Annotated in this window: 19 protein-coding genes; 5 read left to right on the top strand and 14 right to left on the bottom strand. The window is 60.2% G+C overall.

The features are described 5' to 3' along the window. Window position 1 precedes the first annotated feature (1 nt). The gene (locus RHSP_RS20965; RefSeq protein WP_004122330.1) at window positions 2-259 is read left to right on the top strand and encodes a hypothetical protein; all 258 of its coding nucleotides are present in this window, start codon (window positions 2-4) and stop codon (window positions 257-259) included. 78 nt (window positions 260-337) lie between these two features. On the opposite strand, the gene RHSP_RS20960 is transcribed toward RHSP_RS20965, so the two are convergent. From RHSP_RS20960 to RHSP_RS20930, 7 genes are all read right to left on the bottom strand, one after another. Further along, window positions 338-670 (bottom strand): hypothetical protein, encoded by a 333-nt coding sequence (locus RHSP_RS20960; protein WP_037153502.1) that lies wholly within the window; start codon window positions 668-670, stop codon window positions 338-340. 475 nt (window positions 671-1,145) lie between these two features. Next, on the bottom strand, window positions 1,146-1,694 hold the full coding sequence (locus RHSP_RS20955; protein ID WP_037153495.1) for a MerR family transcriptional regulator: 549 nt from the start codon (window positions 1,692-1,694) through the stop codon (window positions 1,146-1,148). Window positions 1,695-1,923: 229 nt separating this feature from the next. Then, a complete protein-coding gene (locus RHSP_RS20950) occupies window positions 1,924-2,262 on the bottom strand; it encodes an integration host factor subunit alpha (RefSeq protein ID WP_037153486.1) in 339 nt (112 codons plus the stop codon). Window positions 2,263-2,370: 108 nt separating this feature from the next. Beyond that, window positions 2,371-3,342 (bottom strand): beta-ketoacyl-ACP synthase III, encoded by a 972-nt coding sequence (locus RHSP_RS20945; RefSeq protein ID WP_037153483.1) that lies wholly within the window; start codon window positions 3,340-3,342, stop codon window positions 2,371-2,373. 19 nt (window positions 3,343-3,361) lie between these two features. After that, a complete protein-coding gene (gene plsX / locus RHSP_RS20940; RefSeq protein ID WP_004122327.1) occupies window positions 3,362-4,408 on the bottom strand; it encodes a phosphate acyltransferase PlsX in 1,047 nt (348 codons plus the stop codon). Between the two features lie 102 nt (window positions 4,409-4,510). Then, window positions 4,511-5,068, bottom strand: coding sequence for a YceD family protein (locus RHSP_RS20935; RefSeq protein WP_004122326.1), 558 nt, complete (start codon window positions 5,066-5,068; stop codon window positions 4,511-4,513). A 15-nt stretch (window positions 5,069-5,083) separates the two neighbouring features. Continuing rightward, a complete protein-coding gene (locus tag RHSP_RS20930; protein ID WP_037153480.1) occupies window positions 5,084-5,635 on the bottom strand; it encodes a ubiquinol-cytochrome C chaperone family protein in 552 nt (183 codons plus the stop codon). Window positions 5,636-5,914: 279 nt separating this feature from the next. Between RHSP_RS20930 and RHSP_RS20925 the strand changes: the two genes are divergently transcribed. Next, window positions 5,915-6,424 (top strand): outer membrane protein assembly factor BamE, encoded by a 510-nt coding sequence (locus RHSP_RS20925; protein WP_037153477.1) that lies wholly within the window; start codon window positions 5,915-5,917, stop codon window positions 6,422-6,424. A 118-nt stretch (window positions 6,425-6,542) separates the two neighbouring features. Here RHSP_RS20925 and RHSP_RS20920 read toward each other — a convergent pair whose 3' ends face one another. The 3 genes from RHSP_RS20920 to ribH all read right to left on the bottom strand — a co-directional run bounded on the left by RHSP_RS20920 (window position 6,543) and on the right by ribH (window position 9,870). Next, on the bottom strand, window positions 6,543-8,681 hold the full coding sequence (locus tag RHSP_RS20920) for a sodium-translocating pyrophosphatase (protein WP_004122323.1): 2,139 nt from the start codon (window positions 8,679-8,681) through the stop codon (window positions 6,543-6,545). Between the two features lie 247 nt (window positions 8,682-8,928). Then, window positions 8,929-9,411, bottom strand: a complete 483-nt coding sequence (gene nusB, locus RHSP_RS20915) for a transcription antitermination factor NusB (protein WP_004122322.1) — start codon at window positions 9,409-9,411, stop codon at window positions 8,929-8,931. A 3-nt stretch (window positions 9,412-9,414) separates the two neighbouring features. Then, the gene (gene ribH / locus RHSP_RS20910) at window positions 9,415-9,870 is read right to left on the bottom strand and encodes a 6,7-dimethyl-8-ribityllumazine synthase (RefSeq protein ID WP_004122320.1); all 456 of its coding nucleotides are present in this window, start codon (window positions 9,868-9,870) and stop codon (window positions 9,415-9,417) included. Window positions 9,871-10,069: 199 nt separating this feature from the next. On the opposite strand from ribH, the gene RHSP_RS20905 reads away from it, so the two are divergent. The 3 genes from RHSP_RS20905 to RHSP_RS20895 are packed head-to-tail and all read left to right on the top strand — an operon-like array spanning window position 10,070 to window position 11,637. Further along, window positions 10,070-10,579, top strand: a complete 510-nt coding sequence (locus RHSP_RS20905; protein ID WP_004122318.1) for a cupin domain-containing protein — start codon at window positions 10,070-10,072, stop codon at window positions 10,577-10,579. A 34-nt stretch (window positions 10,580-10,613) separates the two neighbouring features. After that, window positions 10,614-11,138, top strand: coding sequence for a GNAT family N-acetyltransferase (locus RHSP_RS20900; RefSeq protein ID WP_004122316.1), 525 nt, complete (start codon window positions 10,614-10,616; stop codon window positions 11,136-11,138). Window position 11,139: 1 nt separating this feature from the next. Then, the gene (locus RHSP_RS20895) at window positions 11,140-11,637 is read left to right on the top strand and encodes a GNAT family N-acetyltransferase (protein ID WP_004122314.1); all 498 of its coding nucleotides are present in this window, start codon (window positions 11,140-11,142) and stop codon (window positions 11,635-11,637) included. 49 nt (window positions 11,638-11,686) lie between these two features. Here the strand turns inward: RHSP_RS20895 and RHSP_RS20890 are convergent, their stop codons facing one another. From RHSP_RS20890 to glyA, 4 genes are read right to left on the bottom strand one after another with little or no spacing between them, the layout of a single operon-like run. After that, the gene (locus RHSP_RS20890; protein WP_004122311.1) at window positions 11,687-12,307 is read right to left on the bottom strand and encodes a riboflavin synthase; all 621 of its coding nucleotides are present in this window, start codon (window positions 12,305-12,307) and stop codon (window positions 11,687-11,689) included. Beyond that, window positions 12,307-13,416 (bottom strand): bifunctional diaminohydroxyphosphoribosylaminopyrimidine deaminase/5-amino-6-(5-phosphoribosylamino)uracil reductase RibD, encoded by a 1,110-nt coding sequence (gene ribD / locus RHSP_RS20885; RefSeq protein WP_037153471.1) that lies wholly within the window; start codon window positions 13,414-13,416, stop codon window positions 12,307-12,309. The genes RHSP_RS20890 and ribD overlap by 1 nt, the downstream gene beginning before the upstream one ends. A gap of 3 nt (window positions 13,417-13,419) precedes the next feature. Further along, a complete protein-coding gene (nrdR, locus tag RHSP_RS20880) occupies window positions 13,420-13,896 on the bottom strand; it encodes a transcriptional regulator NrdR (RefSeq protein ID WP_037153468.1) in 477 nt (158 codons plus the stop codon). A gap of 9 nt (window positions 13,897-13,905) precedes the next feature. Then, window positions 13,906-15,204 (bottom strand): serine hydroxymethyltransferase, encoded by a 1,299-nt coding sequence (glyA, locus tag RHSP_RS20875; RefSeq protein WP_037153464.1) that lies wholly within the window; start codon window positions 15,202-15,204, stop codon window positions 13,906-13,908. Window positions 15,205-15,220: the final 16 nt, after the last annotated feature.

Raw genomic sequence — 15,220 nt, 5'->3', positions numbered from 1 at the left:
GATGAAGCCCTTTTTTGCTCTTTTGCTATGTGCTCCGCTGCTTGCCGCATGCAACACAGCCGAGTCTCTGCAGCCCATTCCCGGCAGCATCACCTATGGCGGCCAGCCGCATATGAAACTGACGGAATCACCAGTCGGCAGCCGCATCCAGCACAGCTTCACCAATCAATGGGGACAGGATGTCTACGAAACCTATATTCTTCAGCCGGACCGGAGCCTCAAGCTCGTCAGCCGCGTAGAGGCAGCGCCGCCATTATAACGGTTAGTCATGCAAACAAGAAACTCCGCCAGCATAACCGGCGGAGTTTCCGAATTCATGCCAGCGTGAGCGCGGCAACTACCAGCAGCGATAGCAGCGGTGATAATAGGGCCGGTCGTAATAGCGGCGATGATGATGGCGGTTATCGCTGGCTGCAGCACCGATCAGAACGCCGCCGATGATGCCCGCAGCAGCAAGCGCTGCCGCCTGATTTTCGGCCTGCTGTGCCTGGACGCGGTTGGCCTGATAGGTGGCACCGACGCAGCGGGCGTAACGCTGCGAGCCAGGGCGGTAACCCTGCGACTGGCAGGTCATTTCGGCATTCATCGCAGATTCCTGCGGTGTCTGACAGCTCGACAGAATGGTTGATATCGCGACAAGGCTTGCCGCCATGGTGGCACGTATACGCATATTCCCTCCGGCACCCAACACTACAACCCCGTGATAGCGAAATACAGCCAATGGTTATCTTTCGCAAGACGAGCTCATCAAGCTGTGCGCGAAATATCGAGATATGACATATAGCTGCGTGTGGAAATGACGCCGTGATTGGGAGGCCTGCAACGGAGTCCTCCAGCGGATAGTTTCTTACCTCTTCATAGCGAGACCGGCTGCCCCTCCAAAACATGAAGCAACGGAGGTTCATTATGGCAACTGAACCCGGAGATGAGGTCAGGCAAGTCAATGGGTGCCGAGCGAATTCCTCAAGTGTGGAGCGCAATCGCGTGACGAAATCGCCCTTGCATTCGTTCGCGGCCGTAGACAGGAAACAAGTTTGCGCCGCAAAAGCGACGCGTCTCAAGCTACCAAAGATTGCATTCGATCGTTCGCACCTTCGCCTATGCAGGTCATCTTCGACCGCATGCTTCCGCTATGAGGTAAGGTGTTAGCGCACCTGATCGAGCAGGCGCTTGCACTCCAGAAGGTCGTAGAGCGTTTCCTGCAGCAAAGCCCGATCTTCCTTACCGACACTTGATTTGCCGATGGAGACATCTGGCACACCATCGTCGCCGCTCACGAAATTGAAAAAGCGGCGGCTTATCGGTGCTTTGGCGCGGCCGACCACCTGATCTTCATCCGGATGGGCGGAGCCTACTCGCGGCTCGACGGGTGCGTGTTCCTGCGCCGCAGAGGCCAGAGCCTCCACGCTGGCGAGATCCCCATGACCGACCGCGATGACGAACTTGTTGCCATTGGTCTTCAAGAGCTTCTGGACACCCTTGATCGTATAGCCGTGATCGTAGAGCAGATGGCGGATGCCATTCAGCAGATCGACGTCCTCGGGTCGATAATAACGCCTGCCGCCGCCGCGCTTCATGGGCTTGATCTGCGGAAAGCGGGTTTCCCAGAACCGTAGGACATGCTGCGGCAGATCAAGGTCTTCCGCGACTTCGCTGATCGTGCGAAATGCATCCGGGCTCTTGTCCATCATCATACTCCCACAGCGCGGACGCGGCGCCATTCAGGCCGGATCACGCGAAACCGGATATCGACCTCGTATCTCATCAGGATACGAATCACCATATTTCAACGGTTTGGCAGTGGAAATTCAAGTGGCTTGTGCAGCCGCTGCACAAGCAAGCTGCAGAAGCAGGGGTAAAACGAACGACAAAGGCCGCAGCGCAGAGCGTGCGGCCTATCGAAAAATCGGTCGTCCGACTGCGTTAGGTAGCCGGATTGACTGGTCTTGCTTTCGCCTTGCGGCTGGCATGCGCCTTCAGAATGCGGGTCTTCAAAACATTCGATGCCTTGAAAGTCATGACACGCCGCGGAGAGATCGGCACTTCCTCACCCGTCTTCGGATTTCGACCGATGCGTTCGTTTTTGTCGCGCACCTGAAACGTCGCGAACGAGGAAAGCTTTACGGTCTCGCCACGCACGATGGCGTTGCAAATTTCATCGATCACCGTCTCAACGAGCTCTGCCGATTCCGTCCGGGAGAGGCCGACTTTCCGGAATACCGACTCGGCCAAATCTGCGCGCGTCACTGTCTTGCCCGTCATGGCTCCCCGCCCATACTAATAGGTGATCTCATTCTAGCGGTGCGAGACTATTGCCCTTGCGCCAAACGGTCAAGCTCTTGTTCGGAATCGGCTTTTAGAGATACGGCGTTACCAGCGCAGCAGCACGGCACCCCAGGTAAAGCCGCCGCCCATGGCCTCAAGCATCACCATATCGCCCTTCTTGATTCGCCCGTCACCGGCAGCAGCCGCGATCGCCAACGGGATCGAAGCGGCCGAGGTGTTGCCATGAAGGTCGACGGTGACCACAACTTTTTCGGGAGCAATCCCGAGCTTCTTGGCGGAGCCGTCGATGATGCGCCTGTTGGCCTGATGCGGCACCAGCCAGTCCAGATCGTCCACGGTCGCGCCGGCCGCATCGAAGGCAGCCTGGATGACATCCGTGATCATGCCGACGGCGTGCTTGAACACTTCGCGCCCCGCCATGTGCAGAACGCCGACCGTGCCCGTCGAGGAAGGCCCGCCGTCGACGTAGAGCTTTTCCTTGTGCGCGCCATCGGAGCGCAGGCTTGCGGCCAGCACGCCGCGATCCGTGTTGGCGCCGCTCCCCTCGCCCGCTTCGAGAATCAGCGCACCGGCGCCGTCACCGAAGAGAACGCAGGTCGTGCGATCCGTCCAATCGAGGATGCGGGAAAACGTCTCGGCGCCGATGACCAGCACACGCTTGGCAAGGCCGCAGCGAATATAGGCGTCGGCAGTCGTCACCGCATAGACGAAACCGCTGCAGACGGCCTGAACATCGAAGGCAAAGCCGTGATGCATGCCGAGCCGGTTCTGAATATTGACCGCGGTTGCCGGAAAGGTGTTGTCCGGCGTCGACGTCGCGACGATGATCAGATCGAGATCGTCGGGCGTCATCCCGGCATTGGCAAGAGCAGCCCGTGCCGCCTGTTCGCCCAGCGAGGCCGTGGTCTCGCCTTCGCCGGCTATATAACGCTGACGGATACCGGTGCGCTGGACAATCCAGTCATCGCTGGTGTCGACAACCTGTTCCATCTCGGCATTGGTCATGACGCGCTTGGGGAGCGCCGCCCCAAATCCGCGAACAACTGAACGGATCATTTCGCTTATACCCCGTGACTCATGCCGCTTCCGGCCCTATCGGGGGCAGCCGTTTGGCATGGTATTTTTTCAAATCGTTTTCGATTTTCTGTGTCAGCCCATTTTTGGCCATGTCATAGCCGACATCGATGGCAGCAGCGAAAGCTTCAACATTCGCGCCACCATGACTCTTAATGACGATGCCATTAAGGCCGAGGAAGACGCCGCCATTCACCTTGCTGGGATCCAGCTTTTCGCGCAGCAGATCGAAAGCGCCCTTGGCAAGAACATAGCCGATGCGCGCCAGCAGCGTGCGCGACATGGCAGCGCGCAGATACGAGCCGATCTGCTTGGCGGTGCCTTCAGCTGCCTTCAGCGCGATATTGCCAGAAAAGCCTTCCGTGACGACGACATCGACCGTACCCTTGCCGATATCGTCACCTTCGACGAAGCCGAAATATTCGAGCGACTCGAGATTGGCTTCGCGGATCAGGCGGCCGGCATCCTTGACGTCTTCCTGGCCCTTGATTTCTTCGACGCCGACATTCAGCAGGCCGATGGTCGGGCGTTCGATCTCGAAGAGTGCGCGGGCCATGGCGCCGCCCATCAGGGCGAAGTCCAGCAGCTGCTGCGCATCGGCACCGATCGTGGCGCCGACATCGAGCACGATGCTTTCGCCGCGCAGCGTCGGCCAGATCGCCGCGATCGCCGGACGCTCGATGTTTGCCATGGTGCGCAAACAGAATTTCGCCATCGCCATGAGGGCACCGGTATTGCCGGCCGATACGACCACATCGGCGTCGCCTGCCTTCACCGCGTCGATCGAGCGCCACATGCTGGAGACATAGCGGCCGCGGCGAAGCGCCTGGCTCGGCTTCTCGTCCATGCTGATGGCAACGTCGCATTCGTGAAAGACCGACTTTTCGCGAAGCTTCGGATATTTGGCAAGGACCGCTTCGCAGCGATCCTTCTGTCCGTACATGACGAATGCAATATCGGGATGCCTATCCAGCGCCCTGGCCGCGCCGGGAACAACAACCTCAGGGCCGAAGTCGCCACCCATTAGGTCAAGAGAAATTCTGATCACGCGTCCCTAGTCCTTTTTCTCCGCCGAGACCGGCGAATTTGGCGTCAAAATACCGTTTTCTCCCCCGGTTACAACTGAATTGTGCGCAATTGGCGCCGGGGCCTATTCCTTTTTCCAATCTTTCAGAACAGCGAACGGCGAAGGCTTCCTGTCGTTTTCACCAGTATCTTCTATATGTCCTTCGAACTCGACACCGGGCTTGCGCGGATAAGGATCGATGGCAAGAGCGGCGAATTCCGCAACGGCGGCACCGGCATCGATCGTATCGCCTGTAAATGTTTCCGGAAGGTCCGGACCGTCGGGATCGAGCACCATTTCGCCCGCATCCATCGAAGGCGAGCGCGCCAGCTTGGAATCCTCCGGCACGAAGATGTGCTCGAAATCTTCATCGATATCGGATTCGACCGGCTCGAGCGTGACGACACAAGCCTGGACGATCTTTGCTTTCACATTGCCTTTGACCCGCACACCGTCGCGCTTCCAGCGCGAGATCTTGAGGTCGGCCTCCAGCTTTTCCACGGAAAGGACATCCCAGAGCTCCGCAAGCCCGGCAAGCTCGCGCTTATCCGCTTCGACATGCACGTCGACGGGATTGGCCGAGATATGACCGACTTTCACGAGATAGGAGAAGGGCGTTTCGTCGGAACCGTGTGTTTTCATGTCTGTCTCCTGTAACTATTCTTGGCCGCGCCTGGGCGGCAGCGGCAGCGCCGCCGAGCCGGTGGCAAGCTCTGCCTCCGCTACTGCGGCCAGATGCGCCTCCGCCGTCATCATCCAGTCGGCCAGAGCAACCATCGACGCAGCGCCCTCATCCGCCTTCGGATAGATGTTGCGCCGAAGCGCTGCCGCAAGGGCGATGCGATCATCGACGTCCATGGCGGCGGCATAGCTTTCAAGCCGCCCGTAAAACATACCGGCCAGTTTTTTCATGCGCTTCGGCACGCTGTTGTCACCGATTCCGAGTTCACGGATCGAATAGTCGATATCCTCGAAAAATGCATCGACGATTTCCTGCGCTAGTTCCTGGCCGCTGGTCGCGGAAGACCGCGTGCGGCGAAAAAACAGGATCATGACGACCGAAAGCAATTCGAAGCGTCCCATCACCGTGTCGGGCACGTCATAGTCGGTATAGAAGACCGGCTGCCGCGCCATCGATGTCAGAAGCTCGTATTGCCTGACGACGATGATCTGATTGTGATTTCTTTTGCGAAAGAGCCCAAAAATCATGAGAATTCCCGGTATTGGCTCATTCAGAGCGCGCCGTTTTTGCTTGGCCTTGTTGCATCCACGCAAAAGCTGGTTTACCGAAGCAGGCGCGAATTGCAATGCCGTTTTGCCCGCTTCGAGGCTCCTGCCCCAAACCGTCGTCACGTTGTGAATGATCGGTGATGAAGAGTGCCGAACAGCATCTTGTGCCTTTTTCAATCGCGGAAAGGCCACAATGATGTGCACAGCAAGGTCATACCGGCCGACCGGCCATCGGATTGATTCATTAGGGGAGATGAGATGTCGTTGACCAGACGGTATTTCAAGTCTGACATATCTTTCAGCAGCACTGCCGCCATCGCCCTGGTGATTGCGACCTTGGGCCTTTCGGGTTGCAAGACCAGCGAGGTCATGAACAACGGCTACATCTTCGATCCGCAGTCGCTTGCGCTTGCGCCGGTTGGCTCGAGCCGCGAGCAGGTTCTGCTCTCGCTCGGCACGCCTTCGACCACCGCGACCTTCGACGGCGAAGTCTTCTATTACATTTCGCAGAAGCGTACGCGCGCGGCGGCCTTCATGAAGCCGAAGCTGGTCGACCAGAACATCCTGGCGATCTACTTCGACAAGGATGGCATCGTGAAGCAGGAAGCCAACTATACGCTGAAGGACGGCAAGGTCTTCGACATGATCAGCCGTACAACGCCGACCGGCGGCCGCGACATCACCTTCCTGCAACAGATCCTGCAGGGCGGCGGCAACGGCATCAACGGCGCGAGGAACTTCCTCAACAACCTCAATCCGGGCCAATAAGCCGGAAAACTGCGACAGAGAAAAACCCGCGAGGCTCGCGCCCCCCGCGGGTTTTCTTTATGCATTCGGTTCGCTTTGCCTAGCGCGTTTCCGCTTTTCCTTGAATCGCAGAAATGCTCTATCCGGCAAGGACGGCAAGCAGCAACAATGCGACGATATTGGTAATTTTGATCGCCGGATTGACCGCAGGGCCGGCCGTATCCTTGTAGGGATCGCCGACTGTGTCGCCCGTGACCGAGGCCTTATGCGCTTCGGAGCCCTTCATATGGCGTGTCCCGTCCTTGTCGACGAAGCCATCCTCGAAGCTCTTCTTGGCATTGTCCCATGCGCCGCCGCCCGACGTCATCGAAATGGCGACGAAGAGGCCGTTGATGATCACACCGAGCAGCGAAGCGCCAAGTGCGGCGAAAGCCGAAGCCTTGGAGCCGGAAAGCAGCAGAACGCCGAAATAGACGACGATGGGTGCTAGAACCGGCAAGAGCGACGGGATGATCATCTCGCGAATGGCGGCCTTGGTCAGCAGATCGACGGCGCGGCCGTAGTCGGGACGCTCCGTGCCCTGCATGATGCCGGGCTTCTCGCGAAACTGCCGGCGCACCTCCTCGACGATCGAACCGGCGGCACGGCCGACCGCCGTCATGGCGATCCCGCCGAAGAGATAGGGAATGAGGCCACCGAACAGCAGTCCGGCAACGACGTAAGGGTTGGAGAGCTCGAAGGAAATCGTGCCCACGTTGGCGAAATAGGGGAACTTGTCGCCGTGAGCCGCAAAATACTGCAGGTCATTGGAGTAGGCGGCGAACAGTACCAGCGCGCCGAGGCCGGCTGAACCGATGGCGTAGCCCTTGGTGACGGCCTTGGTGGTGTTGCCGACCGCGTCCAGCGCGTCGGTCGATTTGCGCACTTCCGGCGGAAGATGCGACATTTCCGCAATGCCGCCGGCATTGTCGGTGACCGGGCCGAAGGCGTCGAGCGCGACGATCATGCCGGCAAGGCCGAGCATCGCCGTGACAGCGATACCAGTGCCGAACAGGCCGCCGAGCTGATAGGTGGCGATGATACCGCCGACGATGACGATCGCGGGCAGCGCCGTCGATTCGAGCGAGACGGCAAGGCCCTGGATGACGTTGGTGCCGTGACCGGTGACCGAGGCCTGCGCGATCGAGTTGACCGGCCGCTTGTTGGTGCCGGTGTAGTATTCGGTGATCACGACGATCAGCGCCGTGACGATCAGGCCGACGATGCCGCAGGTGAACAGCTTCGCGCCGGTAACGTCGAAGCCTGCAACGGTGCCGACCGAACCCCAGCCAATGGTCAGCGAGGTCGCTGCGCCCAGGCCGAGAATAGACAGGACGCCCGTAGCGATCAGGCCCTTGTAAAGGGCGCCCATGATCGATCCATTGGCTCCTAGTTTCACGAAGAAAGTGCCGATGATCGAGGTGATGATGCAAGAGCCGCAGATCGCCAGCGGATAGATCATGGCCGAGCCGAGGATCGGTGAGCCGGCAAAGAAGATTGCCGCCAGAACCATCGTCGCGACGACGGAGACAGCATAGGTTTCGAACAGGTCGGCGGCCATGCCGGCGCAGTCGCCGACATTGTCGCCGACATTGTCGGCGATGGTGGCAGGATTACGCGGATCGTCCTCCGGAATGCCAGCTTCGACCTTGCCGACGAGGTCGCCGCCGACGTCGGCGCCCTTGGTGAAGATGCCGCCGCCGAGACGAGCGAAGATCGAAATCAGCGAAGCGCCGAAACCGAGGGCCACGAGCGCGTCGATGACATCGCGCGAACCGGCTTCATGGCCGAGAACCCTCGTCAGAACACAGAAATAGATGGAGACGCCAAGCAGGGCGAGACCAGCGACGAGCATGCCGGTGATGGCGCCCGACTTGAAGGCGATGTCGAGGCCTGCGGACAGGCTCTGTGACGAGGCTTGCGCGGTGCGGACATTGGCGCGCACGGAGACGTGCATGCCGATGAAACCTGCGGCGCCTGAGAGGATTGCGCCGATTAGAAAGCCGAAAGCGGCTTCGGACGACAAAAGGAGCCAGGCCGCGATGAAAACAATGACCCCGACAATGGCAATGGTTCTATATTGACGCGCAAGATAGGCTTGCGCTCCTTCACGAATATACCCAGCAATCTCCTGCATGCGGCCATTGCCCTGATCGGCAGCGAGCACCGACCGGGTTGCCCATACGGCATAGATGACCGAGAGCAGTCCGCATGCGATCACTCCTAAAAGAATCGACATTTCGCTTTTTCCCTCCAAAAAGCCGGCGGTTCACTCCTCCTCCGGCCGCCTGCGGCATCCGTCAATCCCCTCCTCCAAGGCAATCGACGGATGTACAATGCGAGATTGCTGTCGGGAAAACGCGGCGTCAAGACCGCCCGCGCTTAAAACACCGGCAGGAGGTTCAAAAGAATATTCGACGATGAAATCAGGCGCGAACGAAGGAAACGAAAGTGCCCTGCGCAGCCCTCGGAGCGGCCGGCGAAGACTATTTCTTCGCTTCGCCACGAACCTGCTTGGCGATTCGGTCCAGCACGGCGTTTACGAGCTTCGGCTCGTCCTCCTCGAAGAAGGCATGCGCGATCTCGACATATTCGGTGACGATGACCGGAACCGGCACGTCCTTGCGATCGAGCAGCTCGAATGTGCCGGCACGCAGGATGGCGCGCACGGTGCTGTCGAGACGCGACAGCGCCCAGTCGTCCTGAAGGGCGGAGCCGATCAGCGGGTCGAGCCGGGTCTGCTCGCGCACGACACCGGAAACGATGGAACGGAACCAGGATGCGTCGGCTTTCAGATAGGTCTCGCCGTCCAGCTCCTGTCCGAGACGGTGGGCCTCGTATTCAGCCACCACCTCGAGAACGCCGGTTCCGCCGATATCCATCTGATAGAGCGCCTGAACCGCCGCAAGGCGCGCTGCGCCCCGCTGGTTGGCGGGCTTTGCCGGTCGCTCGTTATCCTGATTGCTCATGAATTATGCACCCAACTTCTCTTTCAGCGCGATCATGGTCAGCGCCGCGCGAGCGGCAAAGCCGCCCTTGTCCTTGTCCGAACGGCGGGCGCGTGCCCAAGCCTGCTCATCGTTTTCGACGGTCAGGATACCGTTGCCGATCGCTAGGGATTCGCTAACGGCCAGATCCATCAGCGCCCGCGAAGATTCATTGGCGACGATATCGAAATGATAGGTTTCGCCGCGGATGACCAAGCCGAGGGCGACATAGCCATCATAGATGACGCCGCCATTATCGCCGCCGTCGAGCGCCATGGCAATCGCAGCCGGGATCTCCAGCGCGCCAGGCACGGTAACGATGTCATAGGTCGCGCCAGCCGTGTCGAGAGCGGTCTTGGCGCCGTCGAGCAGGGCATCGGCCATATCATCGTAGAAGCGGGCTTCGATGATGAGGATATGGGCATTGGAAGAGCTGGACATACATCACCTGAGGATTGAGAGGGGTGCGGCACCTTATTAGGCCGGGTCAAACCACGGCGGGCCTCGCTTGGCAAGTGTTTTTCAATGGTCCGTGCCGATTCCGACCCTATTTGGAAATGATCGGAGCAACGCAGAAATTGTGGCTTCCACGCCCGCAACCGCTTCGATAATAATTTCGGGCCTGCAAAAGGGGGAATTCATGACGAAGAAATCCGCACCCGCCGTCAATGTCGGCGCGCTTGAGCTGGAGCATTGGCAACAGGGCAGCTTCTTTGCCGGCAGCGATACGTCGTTCGGGGCGATGCTCGGGCTGAAGCAGCTCGGGATCAGCTATAACGAAGTGCCTCCAGGCAAATCCGGCTGTCCGTTTCACAATCACCACGTCGAGGAAGAGATGTTCGTCATTCTCGACGGCGAAGGCGAATACCGCTTCGGCGATCAGCGTATCGCGGTCAGCAAGGGCGATGTGCTCGGCGCTCCGGCAGGCGGCCGGGAGACGGCACATCAGCTGATCAATAACGGCCCCGGCGTGCTCGTCTATCTCGCCATTTCCACGAAGGCGCGGACCGAAATCGTCGAATATCCCGATTCCGGCAAGTTCCTGGCCAAGACCTACAGCGACGGCAAGACGGCGTTCCGCGCGATCGGCCGCGCCGCTGCTACCAACCTCGATTATTGGGACGGCGAGCCTGGCGCCACGAAGGACTGAACACCACCGAATTTTTTCAGCAAAGACCAAAGCTATGACCGTTATTCCGACATTGACGACCGACCGGCTTTTGCTGCGCGGACACAGGCTGGATGATTTCGACGACTTCCTGACTCTCTGGAAGCACAAGGAGCTCGTCCGTTTCATCGGCGGCGAGATGCCGACGCGCGAGCAGGTCTGGGCTCGCCTCCTGCGCTATGCCGGCCTGTGGCACCATCTCGGCTTCGGCTTCTTTGCCGTAGAGGAACGAGAAAGCGGCCGACTGATCGGCGAAGTTGGGTTTCTCGACCTGCATCGGGACATGACCCCTACGACGGAAGGCACGCTGGAGGCCGGCTGGGGCATTACGCCGCCGATGCAGGGCAAGGGCTATGCGACGGAAGCCATGAACGCGGCTATCGCCTGGGCCGACAGCCAGTTCGCGGGTCGGCGCATGACTTGCATCGTCGAGCTGGAGAACAGATCCTCTCTACGCGTGGCCGAGAAAATCGGTTTCCGCCGGATCGACGATATCATCTACAAAGACAAGCACAGCGCCATGTTCGAACGTTGCGCCTGATATGAGAGCGCATGGCACACCGGCTTCTGGAGAGAATTTCTCCATCAAGGCTTACGATCCGGGTGATTCGCAGGCAACGATCGACATTTTCCTGCGGGCCATTCGCGAGGTAGCGTCGAAAGACTACAACCCGGCGCAGATTGCCGCCTGGGCGAAGGTCGATGACGCCGAAGTCTGGGCGCAGCATCGGGCAAGCCGGCCGACCTGGCTTGCGATGGATGCCTCCACGCCCATCGGCTTTGCCGATCTAAGAGGAGATGGCTGCCTGGATATGATGTTTGTTGCGCCCGACTATCAGGGAAGAGGTGTCGCCAGCCTGTTGCTTGCGACTGTCGAAAGTGTGGCCTGCAAACAGGGTCTTCAGCGGATTTTCACCGAAGCGAGCCTGACCGCCCGCCCCTTCTTTGAGCGCAAAGGCTTTGTCGTCGCGGCAGCGCAGAAGGTCGAAAAGCGCGGGCAGACACTGGCAAATTTTCTCATGGAGAAGAGTCTCACATAGGGCTCCGAGGCGCCCACAGAGCACTTCCCCGGCAGCTAGCCAGCGAAGCTCAGGCTTCGCGGACGACCGGGAATTCCGCCAGCCGTGCGGCATAGCGCGCCATGGTGTCGACCTCGAAATTGACGAAGTCGCCAGCCTTGCGCTGGCCCCAAGTCGTGACCTCGAGCGAATGGCGGATCAGCAGCACGTCGAATTCCGTGCCATCGACGGCATTGACCGTCAGCGAGGTGCCGTCGAGCGCGACCGACCCTTTCGGTGCGACGAATCTGGCGAGGTGTTCCGGCGCACGCAGGCGGAAACGAGTGGCCTCGCCCTCTGATGTCACGGAGAGAATTTCCGCCTTGCCGTCGATATGACCGGAAACGATGTGACCGCCGAGCTCATCGCCGATCTTGAGGGAGCGCTCGAGGTTGATCTTGTTACCGGCTTCCCAGCTGCCGATCGTCGTCAGGCGCAAGGCTTCTTCCCAGGCCTCGACCTCGAACCAACGCCCATTGCTGCCCTGTTCCGGCAGTCCGGTGACCGTCAGGCAGACGCCGGCATGCGAAATCGAGGCGCCCATGTCGATCGTTGCTGGATCGTAATTGGTGGCAACGCGCAGCTTGATGCCTTCCTTCATGGGGGAAATGGATTCGACCGTGCCGACGTCGGTGACAATTCCGGTAAACATCAAAAACCTCTTTCGTATTCGTCGCAGAGATCGTCGCCGAAGCGGCTCCGTCCGATATGCATGAAACTGGCTGGGATATTGGATTTGGTGATCGGCGATTCAATACCGCCCTTGCCGATATCGGCCGGCCCCTGAAACAACAGGATGCGGTCGACCAGATCCGCATCGAGGAAACGCTGCGCAGTCTTGGCGCCGCCTTCCACCAGCAGAGACGAGACGCCGCGGGTGCCGAGCGCCTCCAGCAATTCTCCCAGCTCGCTCGCATTCGATTGCAATACCTCGACGCCCGCAGCATCCAGGGCCGCCCGGCGCCCCAGGAAGGCGGCATCAGTGTTGTCATCGAAGGACGGCGGATGAGCGGCAACCGCGATGACCGGATACTTCCGCGCCGTTTGTACCAGCTTGCTGCCGAGGGGAAGCTGGAGCTGCTCGTCGATGACGATGCGCAAGGGCGAGCGATCTTCGAGGCCGGGAATCCTGCAGGTCAATTCCGGATCGTCAGCAATCGCCGTGCCGATGCCGACGAGGATGGCGTCGCTTTCGGCGCGCAGCATCTGCACATCCGCCCGGGCGGCATCGCCGGTGATGCGAACCTGCCCCTCGCCCGTTTTGCCGATCATGCCATCGGCGGAAATGGCAAGCTTCAGAGTCACGTAGGGACGGTTCCTCGTCTGGCGCATGAGGTAGCCTGCCAGGGATCGCCTGCCCTCCGTCTCGAGAATGCCGGTATCGACTTCAATGCCGGCGTCGCGCAGCATATTGATGCCGCGCCCGGAAACGCGCTGGTCGGGATCGGTGACGCTGACGACGACGCGCGCGACGCCGTAGGCGATCAAAGCCTCGGCGCAGGGTGGTGTCTTGCCGTAATGCGAGCAGGGTTCGAGCGATACATAGGCCGTCGCGCCCCTCGCCGCTTCACCGGCTTCGGCAAGCGCTTGAGGCTCGGCATGTGGACGACCGCCGACAGCCGTGACGCCACGGCCAATGACCACGCCATCCTTGACGATCAGGCAGCCGACCGACGGATTGGTGGAGGTCAGCCCCAGATGCGCGCGCGACAGGCGGATTGCTTCCGCCATGAAACGCTCGTCTTCCGGCCGCTGCGCCATTGGTCAGGTGTCCAGCGGATCGCGGGCGATCTTCGCGTTGATCTCGTTGATGACGTGCTCGAAATCCTCCGCATGGGAGAAATCGCGATAGACGGACGCATAGCGTACGAAGGCGACATCATCGAGGCTCTTCAGCGCTTCCAGCACCTGGAGACCGATCTGTTCCGAACTGATCTCGGTTTCGCCCGAGCTTTCGAGGCGGCGGACGATGCCGGACACGGCTCGTTCGATGCGGTCGCGATCGACCGGACGCTTGCGCAGCGCGATATCGAACGAGCGCACCAGCTTTTCGCGATCGAAAAGCACTTTGCGGCCGGTCTTCTTGATGACCATCAGCTCGCGAAGCTGCACGCGTTCGAACGTGGTGAAGCGACCGCCGCAATCCGGGCAGATCCGCCGTCGGCGGATGGAGGTATTATCCTCCGCCGGGCGCGAATCCTTAACCTGGGTATCTTCCGTACCGCAATAGGGGCAGCGCATGCGCCCTCCTTAGCCCATATAGCCGTACATCGGGAAGCGGTCGGTGAGCTTGACCACCTTCTCGCGCACGGCAGCCTCGACGGCAGCATTGCCTTCGTCGGAATTGGCGACCTTCAGGCCGTCGAGCACTTCGATGATCAGATTGCCGATTTCCCGGAAGTCGGCTTCCTTGAAGCCGCGCGTCGTGCCGGCCGGCGTGCCGAGGCGGACGCCCGACGTGACGAAGGGCTTTTCAGGGTCGAACGGGATGCCGTTCTTGTTGCAGGTGACGTAGGCACGGCCGAGGGCGGCCTCCGCACGCTTGCCGGTGGCGTTCTTCTTGCGCAGGTCGACCAGCATCAGGTGGTTGTCGGTGCCGCCGGAGACGACGTCGACGCCGCCGGAAATCAGCGTTTCGGCCAGAGCCTTGGCGTTCTTGACGATCTGAGCGGCGTAATCCTTGAACTCCGGCTGCAGCGCTTCGCCGAGAGCCACGGCCTTGGCGGCGATGACGTGCATCAGCGGACCACCCTGGAGACCGGGGAAGACCGCCGAGTTGAACTTCTTGGCCAGATCCTCTTCATTGGTGAGGATCATGCCGCCGCGCGGGCCGCGCAGCGACTTGTGCGTGGTGGTGGTGGCAACGTGGCAATGCGGGAACGGCGACGGATGCTGGCCACCGGCAACGAGGCCGGCGATGTGGGCCATGTCGACCATCAGATAGGCGCCGACGCTGTCGGCGATCTCGCGGAAGCGCTTCCAGTCCCAGATACGGGAATAGGCCGTGCCACCGGCGATGATCAGCTTCGGCTTGGTTTCTTCGGCCTTGCGCTGAACCTCATCCATGTCGAGCAGGTTGTCGCCTTCGCGCACGCCGTAGGACACGACGTTGAACCACTTGCCGGACATGTTGACCGGCGAACCATGCGTCAGGTGACCGCCCGAATTCAGGTCGAGACCCATGAAAGTATCGCCCGGCTGCAAGAGCGCGAGGAAGACGGCCTGGTTCATCTGCGAACCGGAGTTCGGCTGAACGTTGGCGAAGTTGACGCCGAACAGCTTCTTGGCGCGCTCGATGGCGAGCTCTTCCGCGATATCGACGAACTGGCAGCCGCCGTAATAGCGCTTGCCCGGATAGCCTTCAGCATATTTATTCGTCATGATCGAGCCCTGTGCTTCCAGCACGGCGCGCGACACGATGTTTTCCGAAGCGATCAGCTCGATTTCGTGCCGCTGGCGACCCAATTCCTTACCGATCGCTCCAAAGATTTCCGCATCGGTATCGGCAAGCGAGCGGTTGAAGAAGGATTCGGTGGACGCATTTGTCATCGTGAAAGCTCCTGAA

Source organism: Rhizobium freirei PRF 81, assembly GCF_000359745.1.
In the GTDB taxonomy this organism is placed as follows: domain Bacteria; phylum Pseudomonadota; class Alphaproteobacteria; order Rhizobiales; family Rhizobiaceae; genus Rhizobium; species Rhizobium freirei.
The sequence above is the reverse complement of the archived record's forward strand: the minus strand, read 5'-3'. Positions and strand labels throughout refer to the sequence as shown.

What these genes read in the sequence shown, in the direction of transcription:
- RHSP_RS20965 (WP_004122330.1), top strand. Translation starts at nt 2, where the DNA reads ATGAAGCCCTTTTTTGCTCTTTTGCTATGTGCTCCGCTGCTTGCCGCA.
- RHSP_RS20960 (WP_037153502.1), bottom strand. Translation starts at nt 670, where the DNA reads ATGCGTATACGTGCCACCATGGCGGCAAGCCTTGTCGCGATATCAACC.
- RHSP_RS20955 (WP_037153495.1), bottom strand. Translation starts at nt 1,694, where the DNA reads ATGATGATGGACAAGAGCCCGGATGCATTTCGCACGATCAGCGAAGTC.
- RHSP_RS20950 (WP_037153486.1), bottom strand. Translation starts at nt 2,262, where the DNA reads ATGACGGGCAAGACAGTGACGCGCGCAGATTTGGCCGAGTCGGTATTC.
- RHSP_RS20945 (WP_037153483.1), bottom strand. Translation starts at nt 3,342, where the DNA reads ATGATCCGTTCAGTTGTTCGCGGATTTGGGGCGGCGCTCCCCAAGCGC.
- RHSP_RS20935 (WP_004122326.1), bottom strand. Translation starts at nt 5,068, where the DNA reads ATGAAAACACACGGTTCCGACGAAACGCCCTTCTCCTATCTCGTGAAA.
- RHSP_RS20930 (WP_037153480.1), bottom strand. Translation starts at nt 5,635, where the DNA reads ATGATTTTTGGGCTCTTTCGCAAAAGAAATCACAATCAGATCATCGTC.
- RHSP_RS20925 (WP_037153477.1), top strand. Translation starts at nt 5,915, where the DNA reads ATGTCGTTGACCAGACGGTATTTCAAGTCTGACATATCTTTCAGCAGC.
- RHSP_RS20920 (WP_004122323.1), bottom strand. Translation starts at nt 8,681, where the DNA reads ATGTCGATTCTTTTAGGAGTGATCGCATGCGGACTGCTCTCGGTCATC.
- nusB (WP_004122322.1), bottom strand. Translation starts at nt 9,411, where the DNA reads ATGAGCAATCAGGATAACGAGCGACCGGCAAAGCCCGCCAACCAGCGG.
- ribH (WP_004122320.1), bottom strand. Translation starts at nt 9,870, where the DNA reads ATGTCCAGCTCTTCCAATGCCCATATCCTCATCATCGAAGCCCGCTTC.
- RHSP_RS20905 (WP_004122318.1), top strand. Translation starts at nt 10,070, where the DNA reads ATGACGAAGAAATCCGCACCCGCCGTCAATGTCGGCGCGCTTGAGCTG.
- RHSP_RS20900 (WP_004122316.1), top strand. Translation starts at nt 10,614, where the DNA reads ATGACCGTTATTCCGACATTGACGACCGACCGGCTTTTGCTGCGCGGA.
- RHSP_RS20895 (WP_004122314.1), top strand. Translation starts at nt 11,140, where the DNA reads ATGAGAGCGCATGGCACACCGGCTTCTGGAGAGAATTTCTCCATCAAG.
- RHSP_RS20890 (WP_004122311.1), bottom strand. Translation starts at nt 12,307, where the DNA reads ATGTTTACCGGAATTGTCACCGACGTCGGCACGGTCGAATCCATTTCC.
- ribD (WP_037153471.1), bottom strand. Translation starts at nt 13,416, where the DNA reads ATGGCGCAGCGGCCGGAAGACGAGCGTTTCATGGCGGAAGCAATCCGC.
- nrdR (WP_037153468.1), bottom strand. Translation starts at nt 13,896, where the DNA reads ATGCGCTGCCCCTATTGCGGTACGGAAGATACCCAGGTTAAGGATTCG.
- glyA (WP_037153464.1), bottom strand. Translation starts at nt 15,204, where the DNA reads ATGACAAATGCGTCCACCGAATCCTTCTTCAACCGCTCGCTTGCCGAT.